The organism is Flavobacterium sp. PS2, assembly GCF_046250155.1.
Classification (GTDB): domain Bacteria; phylum Bacteroidota; class Bacteroidia; order Flavobacteriales; family Flavobacteriaceae; genus Flavobacterium.
This window is the reverse complement of sequence record NZ_CP176426.1, coordinates 2,318,962-2,339,151: the sequence shown is the minus strand read 5'-3', so window position 1 is coordinate 2,339,151 and position 20,190 is coordinate 2,318,962. Positions and strand designations below refer to the sequence as shown.

General features: G+C 32.7%; 15 protein-coding genes. 9 read left to right on the top strand and 6 right to left on the bottom strand.

What is annotated here, in order from left to right; all coding sequences use genetic code 11:
• The first annotated feature begins 69 nt into the window (after positions 1–69).
• The 6 genes from ACJ6WR_RS10075 (at position 70) to ACJ6WR_RS10050 (ending at position 6,622) form a co-directional block, all read left to right on the top strand.
• Positions 70–1,530 carry a lipopolysaccharide biosynthesis protein gene (locus tag ACJ6WR_RS10075; RefSeq protein ID WP_039113340.1) on the top strand — a complete coding sequence of 487 codons (1,461 nt, stop codon included), beginning with the start codon at positions 70–72 and terminating at the stop codon, positions 1,528–1,530.
• A gap of 38 nt (positions 1,531–1,568) precedes the next feature.
• Complete coding sequence (gene dut, locus ACJ6WR_RS10070) at positions 1,569–2,003, top strand: dUTP diphosphatase (RefSeq protein ID WP_086893896.1); 435 nt, start codon at positions 1,569–1,571, stop codon at positions 2,001–2,003.
• Between the two features lie 105 nt (positions 2,004–2,108).
• Positions 2,109–3,125, top strand: a complete 1,017-nt coding sequence (locus ACJ6WR_RS10065) for a sugar phosphate nucleotidyltransferase (protein ID WP_039113343.1) — start codon at positions 2,109–2,111, stop codon at positions 3,123–3,125.
• Positions 3,126–3,175: 50 nt separating this feature from the next.
• A complete protein-coding gene (locus ACJ6WR_RS10060; protein ID WP_039113345.1) occupies positions 3,176–4,525 on the top strand; it encodes a lipopolysaccharide assembly protein LapB in 1,350 nt (449 codons plus the stop codon).
• 43 nt (positions 4,526–4,568) lie between these two features.
• Positions 4,569–5,351, top strand: a complete 783-nt coding sequence (locus tag ACJ6WR_RS10055) for a DUF4292 domain-containing protein (RefSeq protein WP_409417723.1) — start codon at positions 4,569–4,571, stop codon at positions 5,349–5,351.
• A 23-nt stretch (positions 5,352–5,374) separates the two neighbouring features.
• Positions 5,375–6,622, top strand: a complete 1,248-nt coding sequence (locus ACJ6WR_RS10050) for a murein hydrolase activator EnvC family protein (RefSeq protein WP_039113347.1) — start codon at positions 5,375–5,377, stop codon at positions 6,620–6,622.
• Positions 6,623–6,668: 46 nt separating this feature from the next.
• Here the strand turns inward: ACJ6WR_RS10050 and ACJ6WR_RS10045 are convergent, their stop codons facing one another.
• Entirely contained in the window at positions 6,669–7,088 is a 420-nt protein-coding gene (locus ACJ6WR_RS10045; protein ID WP_039113349.1) for a CBS domain-containing protein, read from the bottom strand.
• Between the two features lie 229 nt (positions 7,089–7,317).
• Between ACJ6WR_RS10045 and rbfA the strand changes: the two genes are divergently transcribed.
• From rbfA to ACJ6WR_RS10030, 3 genes are all read left to right on the top strand, one after another.
• Complete coding sequence (gene rbfA / locus ACJ6WR_RS10040) at positions 7,318–7,710, top strand: 30S ribosome-binding factor RbfA (RefSeq protein WP_039113350.1); 393 nt, start codon at positions 7,318–7,320, stop codon at positions 7,708–7,710.
• A gap of 1 nt (position 7,711) precedes the next feature.
• The gene (locus tag ACJ6WR_RS10035) at positions 7,712–8,911 is read left to right on the top strand and encodes an ABC transporter permease (protein WP_039118593.1); all 1,200 of its coding nucleotides are present in this window, start codon (positions 7,712–7,714) and stop codon (positions 8,909–8,911) included.
• A gap of 178 nt (positions 8,912–9,089) precedes the next feature.
• The gene (locus ACJ6WR_RS10030; RefSeq protein WP_323490026.1) at positions 9,090–10,517 is read left to right on the top strand and encodes an MATE family efflux transporter; all 1,428 of its coding nucleotides are present in this window, start codon (positions 9,090–9,092) and stop codon (positions 10,515–10,517) included.
• Positions 10,518–10,673: 156 nt separating this feature from the next.
• Here ACJ6WR_RS10030 and dusB read toward each other — a convergent pair whose 3' ends face one another.
• From dusB to ACJ6WR_RS10005, 5 genes are all read right to left on the bottom strand, one after another.
• Positions 10,674–11,666: a tRNA dihydrouridine synthase DusB gene (dusB, locus tag ACJ6WR_RS10025; protein WP_039113353.1), complete on the bottom strand. Its 993-nt coding sequence runs from the start codon at positions 11,664–11,666 to the stop codon at positions 10,674–10,676.
• A 333-nt stretch (positions 11,667–11,999) separates the two neighbouring features.
• The gene (locus ACJ6WR_RS10020) at positions 12,000–13,292 is read right to left on the bottom strand and encodes an AMP-binding protein (RefSeq protein ID WP_409417722.1); all 1,293 of its coding nucleotides are present in this window, start codon (positions 13,290–13,292) and stop codon (positions 12,000–12,002) included.
• The gene (locus tag ACJ6WR_RS10015; RefSeq protein ID WP_039113355.1) at positions 13,289–14,959 is read right to left on the bottom strand and encodes an acyl-CoA--6-aminopenicillanic acid acyl-transferase; all 1,671 of its coding nucleotides are present in this window, start codon (positions 14,957–14,959) and stop codon (positions 13,289–13,291) included. Before ACJ6WR_RS10015 ends, ACJ6WR_RS10020 begins: the two co-directional genes overlap by 4 nt.
• 8 nt (positions 14,960–14,967) lie before the next feature.
• Entirely contained in the window at positions 14,968–16,485 is a 1,518-nt protein-coding gene (locus tag ACJ6WR_RS10010) for a phytoene desaturase family protein (RefSeq protein ID WP_039113356.1), read from the bottom strand.
• Between the two features lies 1 nt (position 16,486).
• Positions 16,487–20,170, bottom strand: a complete 3,684-nt coding sequence (locus ACJ6WR_RS10005) for a 1-acyl-sn-glycerol-3-phosphate acyltransferase (RefSeq protein WP_409417721.1) — start codon at positions 20,168–20,170, stop codon at positions 16,487–16,489.
• Positions 20,171–20,190: the final 20 nt, after the last annotated feature.

The following is a 20,190-nucleotide window of genomic DNA, read 5'->3' as shown; positions in this document are numbered from 1 at the left end:
TCGATAAAAACGATATTAAACCAAAGAATTGGTTATTTTTGTTTTATAAATTTTATTACCACAAATATTTTGGGATTATATAAAAATCTTTTTAAACAGACAGCTATTTATGGGCTTGCGACAGTATTGCCACGAATGCTGAGTTTTTTATTAGTACGATTATACACCGGAATTTTACCAACAGCAGAGTATGGTGAGGTTTCTATCGTGTTATCGTGGATGGTTTTCTTTAACGTAGTACTTTCTTACGGAATGGAAACTGCTTTTTTTAGGTTTTATAATTCCGAACCAGATAAGAAAAATGTCATTGCGACTTCTACAATTTCTATTTTTTGGTCATCAATTATTTTTCTTTTTGCAGCATTAATTTTTAGAAATACACTTGCAACTCTTGCCGAAGTCGATGTGCAGTTTGTTACCTATTCGGTTTGGATTTTAGTTTTGGATGCATTGGTTTTAGTACCTTTTTCTAAGCTTAGAGCCAATCAGCGACCAATGGTTTATGCAGCAATAAAAATTGGAAATGTAATAGTAAATCTTGTTCTGAATATTTTCTTCTTGATGTACTTACCTAAACTTGCGGCTGATAATCCAAATTCAGTTTGGGATAATTTATATGTAGAAAATTTCCAAATTGCTTATATTTTTATTGCTAACCTGCTTGCTAGTTTGGCTACTTTTATAGTGTTATCTCCTAATTATCTTTCGCTTGGACGAAAATTTGACCCTATACTTTGGAAAAAAATGATGAAGTATGGTTTGCCAATTTTGGTGGCTGGATTAGCTTTTGCGGTTAATGAACATTTTGATAAAATCTTACTAGGTTATTTATTGCCGGAAAACATAGCAAAGTCAGAAGTTGGAGCGTATTCAGCATGTTATAAATTGGGTTTATTTATGGTTTTATTTGCAACAGCATTTAGATTAGGAATAGAACCTTTCTTTTTTAGTCATGCTAAAAATGCAAATGCACCTCAAACTTATGCAGTAATCACGAAATATTTTGTGATTCTTGGATCTTTGATTTTGTTAGGAGTAATTGTTTTTGCAGATATTTTAAAATTACTACTGTTAGAAAATAAATCTTATTGGGAAGCTATGAAAGTAGTTCCGTTAATTATCCTGGCGAACTTTTTCTTAGGAATTTATAATAATTTATCGGTATGGTATAAACTAACTGATAAGACAAAAATTGGTGCTTACATATCGATAGTTGGAGCTATACTAACTTTAGTATTAAATTATCTTTTAATTCCGAAGTATAGTTACTATGGATCAGCAATTGCAACAATTTCGGCTTACGGAAGCATGATGCTTATTTCGTATGTTTTAGGAAACAAGTATTACCCGATACCTTATGATATGAAGAAAATTGGAGCCTATTTAGGAATTTCAATTGTATTCTCGGTTATTTCTTTTTACGGATTCAGAGAAAATTATTTTGTCGGAATTCCATTGTTCCTTCTGTTTGTTTATTTCGTTTATCATAACGAAAAGGATACGATAAAAGGAATTCTTAGCAAAAAATAACAAATTCAAGATTTACATTTAGCTTTAAAAATATAAAAATGACGATTAATATTATCAACAAATCACAACACGATTTACCTAACTACGAAACAATAGCTTCGGCAGGAATGGATTTGCGTGCTAATTTATCTGAACCAATAACATTAAAACCTTTAGAAAGAACCATAGTTAAAACGGGACTTTTTATAGAATTACCAATTGGTTACGAAGCACAAGTGCGACCAAGAAGTGGATTGGCTGCTAAAAAAGGAATCACCGTTTTAAATTCTCCAGGAACTGTAGACGCGGATTATAGAGGTGAGATAGGAGTAATTTTAGTAAATTTATCCAATGAGGCTTTTGTGATTGAAAATGGAGAAAGAATTGCACAACTTATTGTTGCCAAACATGAAAGAGCTGAATGGGTTGAAGTTAATGAACTTTCGGAAACATCAAGAGGCGAAGGAGGTTTTGGTAGTACTGGGGTGAAGTAAGCCCCCTAACCCCCGAAGGGGGAATTGAAAAAGCAAAAAATAATATAAATTAAAAACCTATTAACCCCTAATAGGTATTCCCCTTCGGGGGCTAGGGGGCTAAACATGAAAATAATCGTTCCAATGGCAGGTCGCGGATCAAGACTTAGGCCACATACATTAACTATACCTAAACCATTAATTCCGGTTGCAGGAAAATCAATTGTACATCGTTTAGTCGAAGATATTGCTAAAATTCTTAAAGAGCCTATCGAAGAAGTTGCATTTATATTAGGTGATGAAGCTTTTTTTGGTGATGATGTTGTAGCAAGTTTAAAAGAGTTAGCAAATGGTTTAGGAGCTAAAGCATCTATTTATCGTCAGGATTTACCTTTAGGGACAGGACATGCTATTATGTGTGCCAAAGAATCTTTATCAGGACCTGCGGTAATTGCTTATGCAGATACTTTAATTAGAGCTGATTTTGAATTAGATCCAGAAGCTGATGCTGTGATTTGGGTAAAACAAGTTGAGCAACCAGAAGCATTTGGAGTAGTTAAGTTAAATGCTAATAATGAAATTACAGAGTTGGTCGAAAAACCAAAAGAGTTTGTTAGTGACTTAGCTGTTATAGGAATATATTATTTTAAAGAAGTTGAAATTCTTAAAAATGAGCTTCAAATAGTTTTGGATAATAATATCCAGAACGGTGGAGAATATCAGATTAATGACGGTATTAAAGCAATGATGGCTAACGGAAAAGTTTTTAAAACCGGTAGCGTAGATGAATGGATGGATTGTGGTAATAAAGATGTTACTGTCGAAACTAATTCCAGAATGTTAGGATTCTTGCATAATGATGGAGAACATTTAGTAGATTATGATGTAAAATTAGAAAACTCAACTATTATTCCACCGTGTTACATTGGTGAAAACGTAGTATTGAAAAATGCAACTGTAGGACCTAATGTATCTTTAGGAAAAGGATGTTATGTTATTGATAGTTCAATCAAAAATAGTTTGGTGCAAACTAATGCACAAATAAAAAACGCTAATTTAGACAATGCAATGATAGGAAACCACGTTGTTTATGACGGTAAGTTTACAAGCATTAGCATAGGAGATTATTCGGTTTTAGAATAAACAAGAAGTTTATTAGGGGTTCGTTTTTACTTTAATATCATAATATAAAAATGAAAAAAAGAGTTTTAATAATTGTATTTATGGCTTTGCTTGGCAATCAGGCTTCGATAATGGCTCAAACCGAGCCAGAAGATATAGCTATGGCTACCGATGAATTTCAGGACTCTTTTTATGAATCATTATTGCAAAAAGGAATCGAGAATTATGACAAAGCAATAACAGCTTTGCAAAAATGCGAGAAATTGCAACCTAATGACGCAACTGTTTATTTTGAATTAGGTAAAAACTACCTGTCTTTAAAAGATTATAGAAATGCCCAAAGTTCGTTTGAAAAAGCGGTACAGATAAATCCAAAAAACAAGTGGTTTTGGTTGGGTATTTATGATGTTTCTTATCAGACTAAAAATTATCCTTTGGCGATAGAAACGATCCAGAAGATTATTCCGTTTGATGAGGAATATAAAGACGATCTGATTTCTTTGTACATGATTACAAATCAGTGGGACAAAGCGCTTGCATTGATTAATGAAATGAATGACAAGTTTGGAAAATCAAGTGAAAGAGAATTATATAAGGCACAGATTTTGTCACAAGGAAAATATCAAAATGTCGAAATAGAAAGTCTTACGGATCAGATTAAGAAAAATCCGAAAGAAGAGTCTAATTATATTGCTTTGATTTCTTTGTATGCAAAGAACAATGACGCTAATAAGGTATTGGAAATTACGCAACAATTAGAGAAAGCAATTCCAACATCGGAGTGGGCACAAGTAAGTTCTTTTAAAACGTATTTAGATCAGAATCAACCTGAAAAAGCAATTCAGGCAATGGATGTTGTTTTAAAAAATTCTAAAATAGATTCGAAAATCAAACATAGAATATTAAACGAATTTCTAATTTTTGTAGGTAAGAATCCACAATATAGTCCTGATTTGGATAAAGCGATTACTTATTTTAAGAATGACCCAGATGTAGATGTTGCAAAAGAAATAGGGAAGTTTTATCATAGCAAAAACCAATTTGATCAGGCAACTAAATATTATGAATTGTCAGTAAATTCGGCTTCACAAGTAGATATAGAAACAAATTTACTTTTGCTTCAAGCGTACACCGAAACTAAACAATACGAACCGATGGGAAAACGTTCGCAAGTAATGATAGAAACATTCCCAACGCAACCGCAGTTTTATTTTTATTCGGGATTGGCTAATAATCAGTTGCAACAATTTAAAAAAGCAAAAGACGTTTTAGAAATGGGACTTGATTATGTTGTAGATGATGTAACTTTAGAAGCAAATTTTAACATTCAGTTAGGAGAAGCTTATAATGGTTTAGGAGATTTGAAGAAAAAAGAAGCGTATTTTGCGAAGGCAAATCAATTATTAAGACAAAAAAAATAAGAATCTTTTATTTTAGGTAAAAGTTCAAAACAAATAAATTCTGATGAAGAAATATCTAATGTTATTGTTACTCGTTTTTATTGTTTCGTGCAAATCGAAATCGGGTGCAGTAAAAGGAAATAATACAAGCAAAGAGGAAGTAAATCCAGTTTCTGCGAATAAAATTATCGACGGACATTATAATAATAAATTACAGTTTTCGACTTTATATATTAAAGCTAGTGCAAAATATTCGGATGATAAACAAAATCAGAATGTTACGGCTGAGATAAAAATAAAAAAAGACGAACAGATTTTGGTAAGTATCCGTTTTCTTGGAATTACAATGGCAAAAGCTTTAATTACACCAAATTCGGTAAGCTATTATGAAAAAATTAGTAGCACTTATTATGATGGTGATTTTAGTAGTTTGAGCAAATGGTTAGGAACAGATTTAGATTTTAATAAAGTTCAAAATCTTTTGATAGGTGAAGCAATCGACGACTTAAAAAAAGGAAAATACACTGAAACATTAATTGACAGATTATATCGTTTGGACGAGGCAAAAGAAACGGATATTAAAAAATCATTCTTTTTTGAAGCAGATAAATTTTTATTGGAAAAAGAGCAAATTTCGCAAACTTCCAAAAATATCATGATGCAAATTGCATATGGTGAGAATAGAACTTTTGATCAAGGAATACTTCCAACAAGTATTGCAATAGAAGCGATTCAACCAAAAGGAAAAACAGAAATCAATTTAAATTACAATACAATTACATTTAATGAAGAACTTTCTTTTCCTTATAGTGTCCCAAATGGATATAAAAAAATTATAATTAAGTAAGTTTGCAAAAATATATTTTAAAGATGCCAAAATTTCTCCTAAGCCTAATTCTTATTTGCACCACTTCGTTTATGTGGGCGCAAGACTCGCAACAAGAAAAACTGGAACAACGTAAAGCTCAGATTCAACAAGAAATTAGAGATAACGAAAAAATGTTGCAGTCTGTAAAGAAGAAAGAAAAATCTGCGGTGAATGTTTTTATTGTTCAGTCTAATAAAATAAAACTTAAAGAAAAACTAATCAATACTACCGAAAAGCAAACGAAGCTTTTGAGTAATGATATGTATATTAATCAATCAAAAATTAATAAGCTTAAGAAAGAGTTAGAGATATTGAAAGCTGATTATGCTAAGATGATTCTTAAATCGTATAAAAGTCGCTCAGAACAAAGTAGAGCGATGTTCTTATTATCATCAGAGAGTTTCCTGCAAGCATATAAACGTGCACAGTATATGAAACAATATACTAATTTTAGAAAAAATCAAGGAGAAGAAATTCAGTCAAAATCACTTCAATTAGCTGATTATAATTCAAAATTAGATGGACAAAGACAGGTAAAGAAAAAAATCATTGCCGAAAATGAAAAGGAAAAAGTAGCATTAGAACAAGAAAAGAAAGAACAGCAAAAACTAGTTAACTCGATTAAGAAAGATAAAAATAAGATTATTGCTGATACGAAAAGTAAACAACAGGAATCGAAAAGAATCGACAGACAAATTGATCGTTTAATTCGTGAAGCTATTGCCGCTGCCAACCGTAAAGCTGCTGCAGAAAAAGAAAAAGAAACTGGAACAAAATCTGTTGCTGCAGTATCTGACACAAAAATTGCATTAACAGCCGAAGCTAAATTACTAGCTGCCGACTTTAAAGCTAATAGAGGTAAATTACCTTGGCCGGTAGAAAAAGGATTTGTATCATTGGGTTATGGTGATCAGCCACATCCTATTTATAATACTTTGGTAATTCATAATAGTGGTGTCGAAATCACGACAGAAGCAGGTTCAAACGCAAGAGCAGTTTTTGAAGGAGTTGTATCTAGCGTTATGGTATTATCACCAATAAACAAGGCAGTAATGATCCAGCATGGAGATTACTTTACAGTATATCAAAATTTAAGTTCTGTATCTGTAAGTAAAGGAGATAAAGTAAGTATCAAACAAAATATAGGTAAGATTAGAACTAGTGGAGAAACAGGAAAAACAACTATTAAATTCTTAATACTACAAAACACAACATACAACAATCCGCAAAGTTGGTTGTATAATATGTAATAAAAAACGGGACTAATGTCCCGTTTTTTTATGGTTATATTTTGATTTAATCGTATTGTTCTAAAAAGTATCTTACAACATCGGTTGTTGTAACAATACCTTTAAGTTCTCCATTATCGACTACAGGTAAAGCATGGAATTCTTCTTTCACAAAAATTTCTGCTAAATCTCTTATAATCGAATCCGATGATACCGTCATAGGTTTTGATGTCATTACTTGAGGGATGGTAAGCATATCCAGGATTGCTTCATCGGCACCTTCTTGTCCTTCAAATAAAGCTCCAAATGTTAATCGGTTTATATCTGTACGACTTATAATACCAATCACTTCTTTACCTCGAACGATTGGGATGTGTCTAATGGTATTTTTTTTCAACTTTTCGACTACCATTCTTAAGCCGTCATTTTCATTTGCAGTTACTACGGTTTTAGTCATTATATGACTAATTGGTTCTCTCTTTTTCATAATAGATGTGTTGTTATATTTCTATTAAAGGTGTAGAATATTTCTGATAAAAAACATGATTTTTATCACATTGGAGAAATGAAATCGAGGAGGAATAATTATTCCAATTTTAGGCTTTTATTAAAAAAGAGTATCGAAATTTGCACTAATGAAGATAAGAATAGAAAAATCATCTTATTGTTCATTTGAAATTGTATCGATTGAAATTTAAAAATAGTATTTTTGCACTATGGAAACAAATAGACAGAAAAAAATAGGCGGTGTCATCCAAAAGGATTTGGTTGATATTTTGCAAGGTGAAGTGAGAAAAAATGGAATTAACAATTTGATAATTTCAGTATCCAAAGTTAGCGTAACTACAGATTTATCTGTGGCAACAGTATATTTAAGTATTTTTCCTCAGGATAAAGCTAAAGAAACATTGGCAGCAATTAAGTCAAATTCAACTTTGATTAAGCATGATTTATCACAACGTGTACGTTTACAATTACGTAAAGTGCCAAACTTAGTTTTCTTTATAGATGACTCATTAGATTATATTGAGAAAATAGATAATGCATTAGCAAATAGAGATAACCCAATAGAAAATCGTGATCTTTTAGAAAAAAGAAGAAAATCATAGTTTGAACTTTCCCCTTTACATAGCCAAACGGTATATTTTTAGCAAAAGTAAAAACAATGCTATCAATATCATAAATCGTATTGCCAGCCTTGGAATTATTGTTGGTACAATGGCTTTGTTTGTGGTTTTATCCGTTTTTAGCGGATTAAAAGTATTCAGTCTTTCTTTTACAAATGAGATAGATCCTGATTTAAAAATTGAGAGTACCTACGGAAAATCATTTTTGGTTACTCCAGATCAGGAATCTCAGATTAAAAAAATTGAAGGAATTGCTTCGTACACTAAAATAATCGAAGAACGGGTTTTGTTTATTTTTAACGGAAAGCAACAAGTTACCTACTTAAAAGGAGTTGATCGTAATTATCCTGTTGTAAACGATATTAGAAAAAAACTCTTTAACGGACAATGGCTAAAACCCGATACGTATCAGGTTGTTGTAGGGTATGGGATTTCCAAAAACTTTTCGATGGGAATATTGGATTTCGAAAATCCATTGCAAGTATTTGCTCCAAAACCAGGAAAGGGCGCAATCGAAAATCCTGAAGAAGCTTTTAGTAAAACCGATGTATTGCCTGTTGGGATATATTCGATAAGCGAGGATTTAGATTCTAAATATGTTTTTGCCGATTTAGGGTTGGTTCAGGAGTTATTGGAATATAAACCGAATCAGATTTCGGGAATCGAGTTTAAGTTAAAACCGAATGCAAACGAATCTAATATCGATTCGCAATTGCAAAAGATTTTCAATAATAAAGTCACTACAAAAAATAGGGCTCAACTTAATGCGTCTTTGTATAAAATGCTTAATACCGAAAACATTGCGGTATATTTAATCTTTACATTGGTAATTATAGTAGCTCTTTTTAATTTAATTGGAGCATTAATCATGATGATCTTGGATAAAAAAGGCAACCTAAAAACGCTTTTTAATCTAGGAACAGAAATCAAAGATTTGCGAAAAATATTTTTGCTACAAGGAACCTTGCTTAGTGTATTTGGAGGATTAATTGGTCTTGTTTTAGGTGTTATTTTGGTCCTATTACAACAACGATTTGAACTTATCATGATTACTGCAACGCTAGCATTTCCTGTTGTTTTTACTCTCGAAAATGTATTTATTGTTTTAGGGACTATATTTTCACTTGGATTTATAGCTTCATTTATAGCAAGTAAGCGCGTTAGCGAAAAATTGCTAGATTAGAATTTTTATTCTAAAATTAAAAATATTACTTATATTTATCGTCTTAAAAAAAATACGCTATGATAGTTTCTGCCTAATCCTATTTTATTTTTAGAATAATTAGGATGCCTTCAAATTTTTTAAGTCCAGCCAATAAACAATTGGTTCTGGACAATTTTATCATATATCCTTAATTATCATGACAGAAACAACAATACAGAAAAGTTTATTTTCTCGAATTTTCTCAACAATAAAACAAGCTATCAAAGGAGATGAATCTTTTGATTACACTTCGGGCAGTATCAAAAAAGCCGTAATTCTTCTTGCTATTCCAATGGTATTAGAAATGCTTATGGAATCGGTTTTTGCATTGGTCGATTTATATTTCGTAGGACATCTGGAGCATAGCAGTTTTGCTATTCAGGCAGTTGGACTTACAGAGTCGGTTATTACGATTGTTTACTCGATTGCAATCGGGATTAGTATGGCTGCAACAGCAGTTGTTGCTCGTCGTATAGGCGAAAAAGATCCTGTTGCCGCAGCAAAAGCAGGAATGCAAGCCATTATTATTGCTTTTGCAATTAATAGTGTGATTAGTATTTTTGGTTTTATTTATGCCAAAGACATCTTGTTACTTATGGGTGCATCTGCAGAAGCGGCAGAATATGGTTATAAATTCACCCAAATAATGATAGGCGGAAGCTTATGTGTGATGCTTTTATTTCTTATCAACGGAATATTTCGTGGAGCAGGAAATGCTGCTATAGCCATGAAAAGTCTTTGGATTGCCAATATTTGTAATATCATTTTATGTCCTATTTTAATTAACGGACTAGGACCAATTCCTGCTTTTGGATTAGTTGGAGCTGCTATAGCAACAACTTCTGGACGAAGTATTGGTGTATTATATCAATTGTACCACTTGTTTAATGGTCGTGGGGTTTTAAAGATTATTTCATCTTACTTTATTCCAGACTTTGAGCAAATCAAGGCATTGGTAAAAATTGCTGCGCCAGGAGTATTACAATTTGTTATTGCATCTTGTAGTTGGATTTTTCTGGCACAATTGGTAGCAACAACAGGTGGAGATCATGGTTCTGCAGGATATCAAACCGCATTACGTATCATGATGTTTTTTATTCTTCCGGCTTGGGGATTAAGTAATGCTGCAGCCACTTTGGTTGGGCAAAACTTGGGTGCAAAACAAATAGAACGTGCCGAAAAATCGGTTTTTACAACCGCAAAATACAATGTCATTTTTATGGCTACAATTATGCTTATCACATTCTTTTTTGCAAAATATATAGTTTCATTTTTTACCAATGATATCCTTATCCAAAACATAGCTGTCGAAGCATTACAGATTATGAGTTCTGGATACATTTTCTACGGAATTGGGATGGTATTGATTAATACCTTTAATGGTGCTGGAGATACCTGGACACCTACATTGGTAAACTTCTTTGGTTTCTGGTTATTTCAGATTCCATTGGCCTATATATTAGCCAAACATTTTAAAATGGGACCAACAGGAGTTTTTATTGCAATTCCAGTTGCCGAAACAGCGATAACGTTGGCAAGTATAGTACTTTACAAAAAAGGAAAATGGAAACGTACTCAGGTATAGTAATTTTAAAAGACTAACACAAATTGCACGAATTTCCACAAATTAATCCGTGGTAATTATAGAAGAATCGATTTATGATTATAAATAAGAAAGACCGTCAATTGACGGTCTTTTATTTTAAAATATCTTTGTCAAAGTTTTAAGCTTTTTTATTTTTTAAACAAATTCATATCCAGCATATACTTCCTGGATTTCGTTCATTACATTAAATAATCCTTGAGGATCATCGATTGTAACTAGTTTTTGTTTGTATTCTTTAAACGAGTGGATTCCTTTGAAGTAATTGGTATAATGACGGCGCATTTCTACAATTCCTAAGCGTTCGCCTTTCCACTCCATCGACCATGTAAGATGGTTTCTTGCGGCTTCTACACGATCACTAACGGTTGGAGCAGGTAAATGCTCACCAGTTTCAAAAAAGTGCTTTATTTCGTTAAAAATCCAAGGATAGCCAATTGCAGCACGACCAATCATAATACCGTCGATACCATATTCATTTTTAAATTTTAATGCTTTTTCAGGACTATCGATATCGCCATTTCCGAAGATAGGCATTGTAATTCTAGGATTGTTTTTTACACGAGCAATATGTGACCAGTCTGAATGGCCTTTGTACATTTGAGCACGTGTTCTTGCATGAATCGTTAATGCTTGTACACCAATATCTTGTAAGCGTTCGGCAACTTCATCGATGTTTATCGAGTTATCATCCCAACCCAAACGAGTTTTTACAGTAACAGGCAAATTAGTACTATCGATAACAGCTTTGGTTAAACGTACCATTAAATCAACATCTTTAAGAACTCCTGCACCAGCGCCTTTACAAACTACTTTCTTTACAGGACAACCAAAATTAATATCAATTAAATCAGGATTCACGGTTGTAACAATTTTTGATGACATTGCCATCGCTTCTTCGTCTCCACCAAAAATCTGAATTCCAACAGGGCGTTCGTAATCAAAAATATCCAACTTCATTCGGCTTTTAATAGCGTCACGAATTAATCCTTCCGAAGAAATAAATTCCGAATACATTAAATCGGCTCCGTGTGTTTTGCACAATCTACGGAACGGTGGATCACTCACATCTTCCATAGGAGCGAGTAGTAAAGGAAATTCGGGTAATTCTATGTTGCCAATCTTGACCATCTTCATTATTTTTTGCAAAATTACAACTTTTAGTTTAATTCCTTGCTATTTAGAGATTCAAAGGGGGAGGAGAGGTGCAAAGGCTTAGAGAAGGTTCAGAGGGACAAAGGTTCAAAGGTTTTCTATAGAGGTGCGGCAGTTTATCTCTATAAAAAGATTAAAGGCTCAAAGGTTTTAAAAAAGGATCGTATTATTTCCAATTTTAAAACCTTTGGGCCTTTGTTACTCAGAGCCCTAGAACCTTCTTTAAACCTTTGTGGCTTTATACGCACAGCAGTGCGTCTCTACGAAAAACCTTTGTCCCTTTGAACCTCAGAACCTTTGTCCCTCTTTTTAAGAAATCCTATTATCGAAAAAACGAATCGGCTTGCGACTCATTGGGTTAAAAACCAAAGGATTTAATATTTCTTTTGAAGTAAATTCTATTTTTGGAGTTACTCTTAATTTGGCTCTAAAGTGGTCTTTAATTTCTTGCAACAATTCACTCGATTGACTTTTTACGGCAATCTTGATTAGGATTTCATCTGTTCCTAAATCATTGGTGAATATCTCGATGATGTGATTTTCGATAGCATCAAAGTCACTTAAAACATCATTCATAGCTGGCGGATAAAGGGTTGTTCCTTTATATTTTATCATTTGTTTTTTACGCCCGATAACTGGACCAACACGCAAAGTATTTCTTCCGCAAGCACAAGGAGTATCGTGCAACTGAACAATATCACCAGTTTTAAAACGCAATAAAGGCATGGCTTCAATCCCTAAAGTGGTAAAGGTAAGTTCGCCAGCTTCGCCATTTTTTACTCGATTATTATTTTCATCAAGGACTTCTACAATGATAAGTTCGGGATGATGATGTCCTCCGTTTTGATGTTCACATTCGGTAAAGGCTGTGCTCATTTCGGTAGATGCATAAGTTGAGAATAGCTTAATATTCCATTTTTCTGTTATTTTTTTAGATAAAATATTCATCGAAAAATCTTGATTTCTCAACGATTCTCCGATGCAAATTGCGCCTTTTATGCTCGAATTATTATAATCGATATTATGGCTTTCGGCATATTCTATCAGTTTTAATAAAAATGAAGGAACAGTTATTAGGTACGAAGGATTATATTTTAAGATAGAATCCCATTGCAATTCGGGTATTCCTGCACCAACACGGATTACACCTACTTTTAATTTTCGTAATCCTAAAAAGTAAGCTAGTCCAGCCATGAATTTGCGATCAATTGTAGTCATAAGTTGTACAATATCACCTTCTTTAATTCCGGCACAGTCAAAAGAAATAGCTTCGTTGTAAGCCAATCTGTCTAAATCGGCATCGGTTAAACCAAAAGTTACAGGATCACCTAAAGTTCCCGAAGTGGTTGCAAAATCGATGATTTTAGAAACTGGTACACACAGAAAATCATCGTTATTATTCTGAAGATCTTCTTTGGTAGTAGCAGGTAAAAGTTGAAGATCTTCCAGTGTTTTGATAGTAGAAACATCAATGTTTTTTTTCTCAAAAAGGTCTTTATAATAAGGTGAATTCTGACTTATGTAAGTCAAAAGTTCAACTAATTTTTGTTCTTGAAAAACTTTAATTTCTTCTAAAGAACCTTTTTCTATTTCTGGAATCATCTTAATTTTCTTTTGATTTTCTTAATATATTTTTCAACTTTCTGTTTTTCAGGAAGTGTGGTAATTTCTTTTGTCAATGCTTTTTTAAACTGATTTTGTGCCAAAGCATATTCTTTTTTCTGATAAAAATACAATCCCACTTTGTAATAAACTACCCAGTAATCAGGGTTTAAGGATAGATATTCCTGAATAAATTCAGGTGAAATTGCGTTCTTGCTTTTTAAATAAGAATTGATTTTTTCATCTTCAATTCTGAATTTTTGATAATTTTTAAATTCGGCTGTAGCCAAAAAAGGATCTTTGGCAATATTCAATTCACTCTCAGACAAAGATACAATTGTATCTGTTTGCTCTCTGTTTTTAAATATTTTATTCAAGTCGTAACAAACAAATTCTCCCAGTTGATACGGATTGGCAGAAACCCAAACTAATTTTTCTTCGGGTTTAAAAATTATGCCATGGTGCGCCATTAATTGATTTAAGGATTTTTCGTTACCATAACCCAATTTAATATTTTCCAAACCTTCTTTGTTTCTGAGTATTTCGGATGCTTTTTTAGGATTTACTTTTGGTGTTTCTTCAAAAAGTTCCACCATTCTATCGTATCTATATTTCGAATGACTGTTTAGAATTTGGTTCTCATTTCGTTTGTCATCTTTTAAGGCGTCGCTTTGAAAATGATTGGAACAAATAAGCTGATTGTTGTTTGAGACTTCATAAACTCCAAATTTGTGTGGAGAAACTTCTATTAAAACGGCTTTGTTATCATTGGCACTTCCTACCATTATAGATTCGGAAACGAAAACGGTTGTCTTTTTTGCAATAGCAATAGCTTCATCAATGTTAGTTGCATATTGTAATATTTGACGGGTGAGAACAGAAATAGGAGTTTTGGCAATTAGCGGAATTTTCGATTTTCCTGCATTGATGGTTACTGTTAATCCTTCCTGATTCATTCCTGAAACTGCTCCAATCATTCCCGGCCAGGTTACCATCATAAACGGATGACCTGTTTTTGGTTTTATAAAGGCTACGATTTTGTCTTTCGCGAAAGCGTCATTTACATAAAAATCGAAATTGCGACCAAGAATTAAATTCCCATCTTCAGATTTTTCTCCCCAAGCAGCAAATGAGGAACAACCTACTAATGCCAAATCTTGTAATGCGTGCCCAATATCGTGCGCTGCATGTAAATATAAATTGCGTAAATATTGCGATGCGATGGCATCATAATCATGAGATGTATATTGAGAAACACCGTAAATTTCGGTTTGATATTCTTCGGGAACATTGAGGTATAATTTCCTGTTGTACCATTTTAAAAAGTTCCGAAGCATATTTTGCTTAAACTTTGAAGGTACTAAATCTTTAATTTTTGAGAAAAATATGAGTTCTTGCTTCTTTAAAAGAGAGTCAGTTAATGCTCCAGAGTTAAGACCAATTTGATAAGCGTCGCCTTCTACATAAAGTTCCCAAAGACCTTGTTTGTTTTTTAAAAGAGAGTTCTTTCCAACTGAAAATACAGAATTGGATTGTTTTTTTACGATAGGTAAAATAGCATCATAATCTGCGATATTGGGCTGATGATGCATTGATTTTGAAGTGCCACAGGAGAGAAACACCAACAAAAAACCGATTAAGAATACAATCAGAATTCGCTTTTTCATAATCAAAATTATTCAGAGGCTTGATTGATTTTGGTTACTAGATATTCTTTCCCAACTATTTCTGAGCAAGTAACAACGGCGCCAATAGTTACGCCCAAAACGCCATGCATATTAATACTTTGTCCTGTTAAATACAGGTTGTTAAGTTTGGTCTTAGAAGCAATAAATGATTTCATAGGATTGTTAGAATCTTTAATGTAACCATACATATTACCATTATGTCCACCAATATAATCACGATAAGAAAGTGGAGTAGAAGTGTGTATCGATTGGATACAATCTTTTATCCCGGGAAATTTTATCTCGATTTCGTTTAAAAACTTGGTTGCTTTACGGGATTTAAATTCATCATAACTTTCGCCACGATCATTCTTTTCGGCAGTCGTATTAAATGTATCTACCCAAGGTAATAAATCGTCGAATTTCATGTAGGTAATAAAAGTCATTCCATCCGCCCATTCTTCATCTTTCTTAGATGCGTTCATAGATGCCATATATGCTTTTGGCCAAGAGTTTTCGTTATACTCATGGGCAGTCCAAACATCATTACTATTTTTAAAATGATAGTAGTTATGATTGATATATTTAAAGGTATTTGGTTTAAAAACCAAATACAAACTAAACGCTGAGATTACACCTTCGAGACTTTGGATTCGGCTATAAAATGATTTTCTAAAATTTTCTTCGCCAACCATTTTTAAAGTGGTTTTGGGTTCAATGTTAGAGATGAAGTACGTTGCCGAAACTTCGGTTCCATCTTTTATTTTAACGTTGGTAACATTGTTGTCTTCAACATTAAAGCGAACGACTTCTTTGTATTTATGAACTTCACCCCCGTATTTTTTTAATTGTTTAATGAGTTGTTTTGTAATCTGGCTTCCACCATTTATACATCTCCAAGAACTCTGAATGTATGAGTTTACAGATAAAGCATGTACATAAAAAGGTGATTTATCTTCAATACCAGCATATAAAAAATTAGAACCAGCAAGCACAGCTCTTAGTTGTTTATTATCGGTTATCTCATCGATGGTTTGTTTGGCATTTAAGGTCAGGATATCGCTATCGTATTTCCCTTCCCAACGCAAGTTGTATAACGGGAACGAATCGCAGGTATCTTTTATTTTTGTGCAATAATTTTCTATTGCTTCTTTTTCTTCTGGAAAGTGTTTTAATAATTGGGCAACGAAGTTATCATATCCTTGAGCATGTGGATATTCTTTGTTTTCATCTTCAAATGAGATGATATCAAAACCATCTTCATCCATTTTTTTTAGTTTCAAATTATCCATGATGCCTAGATATTTGAAATATTTATACAAATTTTGTCCTTCACTCAGTCCTCCGATATAGTGAATTCCTGTATCAAAAATGGTTTTATCTCTCACAAATGTTTGGAGGTTTCCACCAAACTGATTATTTTTTTCGAGCACACAAACGCTATATCCTTCTTTGGCAAGAATAATAGCCGAAACAAGACCGCCTAAACCGCTTCCTACGATAACAACATCATAACGTTCTTTCATGCTATTCTTTCTTTAAGACTATAATTTTGTCTTCTTCATTTGTACAAGTATAGCCAAAATTAAGCAATGTGTCCTTTAAACTTGTGCTATTTATTAAAATAAAACAAGATGTTGTCGGAATAATTTTTTCAATAATTGAGTTGTAACTTTCGTCGGAAACTAAAACAACATCATATTGTTTTTGTAATGCCACATCTAGATTTTCCAGATAATGTATGGCTCTTTTCTTAACGATATAATTGGTTTGTGCAACCTTATGTTTTTCTTCATCGGTTGTATAAGAATCAATCTTTCGTTGTGGTTCTTGTAATGTTAATAGTAAATCGAGTTGGCCATAATCATTGGTAAGATGCAAGATTTTGGCTTTAGGTTTTATGTATTTATTTAATAGATAATAGGTCTCTAAATTGGTTTTTAGATTCTTTTTTACACTATTTATTATTTCTGATTCTTTATAATCAAAACTATTGATAATTATTTTTTTGAAATAATCTGGTCCTTCAAGCTGCTCTCGTACTTTATGGAATTCGGCTTTAAAGAAGGTGCTTATTTGCTTTGTTCTTTCGGTATAATTTTTCCCAAAAGAAAGATTATCAGGAGTAATTCGCTCAAGAATAGAAATGGTTATTGCACTATCATATATAATGAAATCTCCTTTTGGCAACGCTTCTGAAGTACCGTGGATCAGGATAGGAATAATATCCAGATTAAAATGTTCTGCAAGATAAAATGCGCCTTTATGGAATCGTTTTACCTGATTGCTTTCAGATCTTGTTCCTTCTGGGAAAACCATTAAGGAATATCCTTCGTCAATTTTTTTGCGTAAATGTTCAAGACCTCCTTCAAGACCTTCTGATACGGGATAAAAACCTGCTTTTCTTACCGTAGCACCAAAAATAGGAGAATTATAAACCCAGTCGCTTACCAGATAAATGATTTTAGGGCTTAGCATTCCAACTGCCAAAATATCTAAAAAGGAAGAATGGTTGGCAATAATTACAGCTGGTTTTTCGAATTTCTCGTTATGAATATTAATTACTTTTTTGCTTACAAATGGATTTGTATATAAAACGGATTTCATGAATTTAGAAATCAGATATCGGAATCCTTTTATTTTTGTCTCTTCTTTTAGAGGAAGAATTTTCATAAATGTCAGGCAAAAAAGGGACATTAGGACTCCACCAAGACCATAGTATAAAAATGATAATACGCCATGTATAAAGGAACGAAGCTGGAATGGTGCTTTTCCGTTTTTAGGGCGATTAGACAAGAATAGCTTGAATAAAATTGGGTAGAAGATAAATGTAATGATTAGCGCTGCAAAAACCCCAATTAATGAAATTGATGAAATAGATTGTAATGCGGGGTGTTTGGCAAATATCAAAGCACCAATTCCTAGTATGGTTGTTATTACCGCAAGTATAATTGATGTTCTGTATATCGCAATCTCATTCTTTCCGGTTGTATATTCTTTTTGTAAGGCGCTTGTCATGAAAATACTAAAATCGACACCATGACCAAAAATCAAAGTACATACAATCATGCTAAAAATATTCAATTCGATATTAAAAATTCCCATGATACCAGCAGTTACAATTCCGGTTAATGCAATCGGAATGCAACTTATAATAACCAATTCAACTCTTCTGAAAAAGAAGAACAGAATAAGGATCACGGCGACAAAAGAATAATTTACAAGAGAATTAAAATCGGTTTTTAGTGTGCTAAAGAAAGTTTCATTCATTTGCTGGCGGTCAATTGCCAATAAACCATCTTTGGCAGAAGCCGATTTTACAAATGCGTCACGTTGTTCGGGAGCAACTTTTACTAATGTTGAGATGGTGAAAAAGCCGTTTTTCTCACTAATAAATTCCTGTAATTGTAAGGCACTTATCTTTAAATAATCCTGATAGGTTATAGGTTTGAAGCTGGCATCAAGATGGTCAAAAAATGTGGTGTAGGTTGTGGGTTTAAACCCCAGTTTTGCACCTTCGTTTATTAATTGGGATTTTAATAGTTGCTTTTTATTAGTATCCCAAAATGAATTCCATTTATCAATTTTTTGCTTTTGCTCCTTTTGCGAAAGCATAATTCCTCCTACAGAACTATAATTTAATATTTTGTTTTCCTGTTTTTCTTTTGCAAGAGCATTAAAAAGCAAGCTGTTTTTTTGCAAAACATCTTCCATACTATTTCCGTAGGATGCCAGATAAATAGTTTTAGAAGTTAAGCTTGTTGTACTTTCTTCAAGATCTTTTTCGGCAGCTTTAATTTCTTTTGGAACAAAATTAAGTTGTGATAAATCGTTATTAAAACCAACATCGTTATAAGTAAAACAACAAATTATTGTAATAAGAACGCAAAAGCCAATTAAGAATTTATTGTTATGAAATGAAAAATGCGCCAATTTATCAATCACATTTTTCTTGTGTTCAAAATTGTTTTCTTTTGGTTTATACAAATGCGGAACAATGAGAAGGGAGAAAAATGCGGAAGCCATTACAATTACTGCAGCAAAAATTCCTAAGTCGTTTAATGCATCCGATTTTACAAAAAGCAGACATAAAAATGCAACAGCAGTTGTAGAACTACTCATGATTACTGGCATCGTAATGTCTTTGTACAATGTTTTTACATCGCTATTGTGCTTGTAATGTGTTAAGATATGTATAGAATAATCTATTGTGATTCCTAAAAGAATTGAACCAATACCAAGTGAAATCGCCGAAATTCTTTCCTTGACAAAGTATAAAAATGCAACGGCAAATAAAGCGCCAAAAACTGTTGGAAGAAATATGATTAATGGGATAAAAACTTTTCGATAAAACAAAATCAAGATAAGCATTAATGTAATCATTGCAATAGTTGTAGTAAGTACAATATCGCTCTTAATCTGGTTGGCATTTGCAACGGCAATAAGTGCTGATCCAAAATAACTTACTGAAGTTTTTGTTTTAAATTGCTTGTTTAAATTGTCTTTTATTGTATTAAGCTTTGCTGCAAAAATGGAGTTTTGTTCTGTTTCGCTCGAAGGTAGATTAGAAGTAATAAACAATAACAATTTCTTTTTGTCCTTGGTCATTACAAAACCATTGTCGAGGGTAAAATCATCGCCAACATTTAATTGCTGTAATTTTTTTAGGGCTATAAATGAAATCCCTAATGGATCTTGTAATATAAAATCTTTGGTAATAAATCCCGAAGGAGAAATTATCGATTTGTAATTTCCTTGCACTGTTGCCGCAATACTATCTTGTTGCAATTTTGATTGTATGGTTGCATAATCTTTATCGTCTAGAAAAAGAGGCACATTGTTGTAAACAAAATCGATAGTTTCCTGAATGTTTTCTTCATCGATTTTTCCTTGTACAGCTGTTATATAAGGCTTGCAAGTTTTGGCAATACTATCTGTAAAAACTGCTGCCATTTCTTTTAAATCTTCATCAGTTCCGTCTTTTTCAATTTGGAAAATAACGGTGATTTTATCGGCAAAATTAAGCTGCTTTAATACTTTGGCAGTAACATCGGCTTTATCGTTTGTTGGAATAAGTTTGGTGATATCTTCTTCAAATTTAATTTTTGAAGCAAAAAAGCCAAATATAAAAAGCATCGCAATTGCCAAGAAAACCGATAACGATTTTCTCTTGTTTACAAATAGATGTATGGCGTAAAAATAATGATGCATGCTTATAGTTTTTTTAGCCA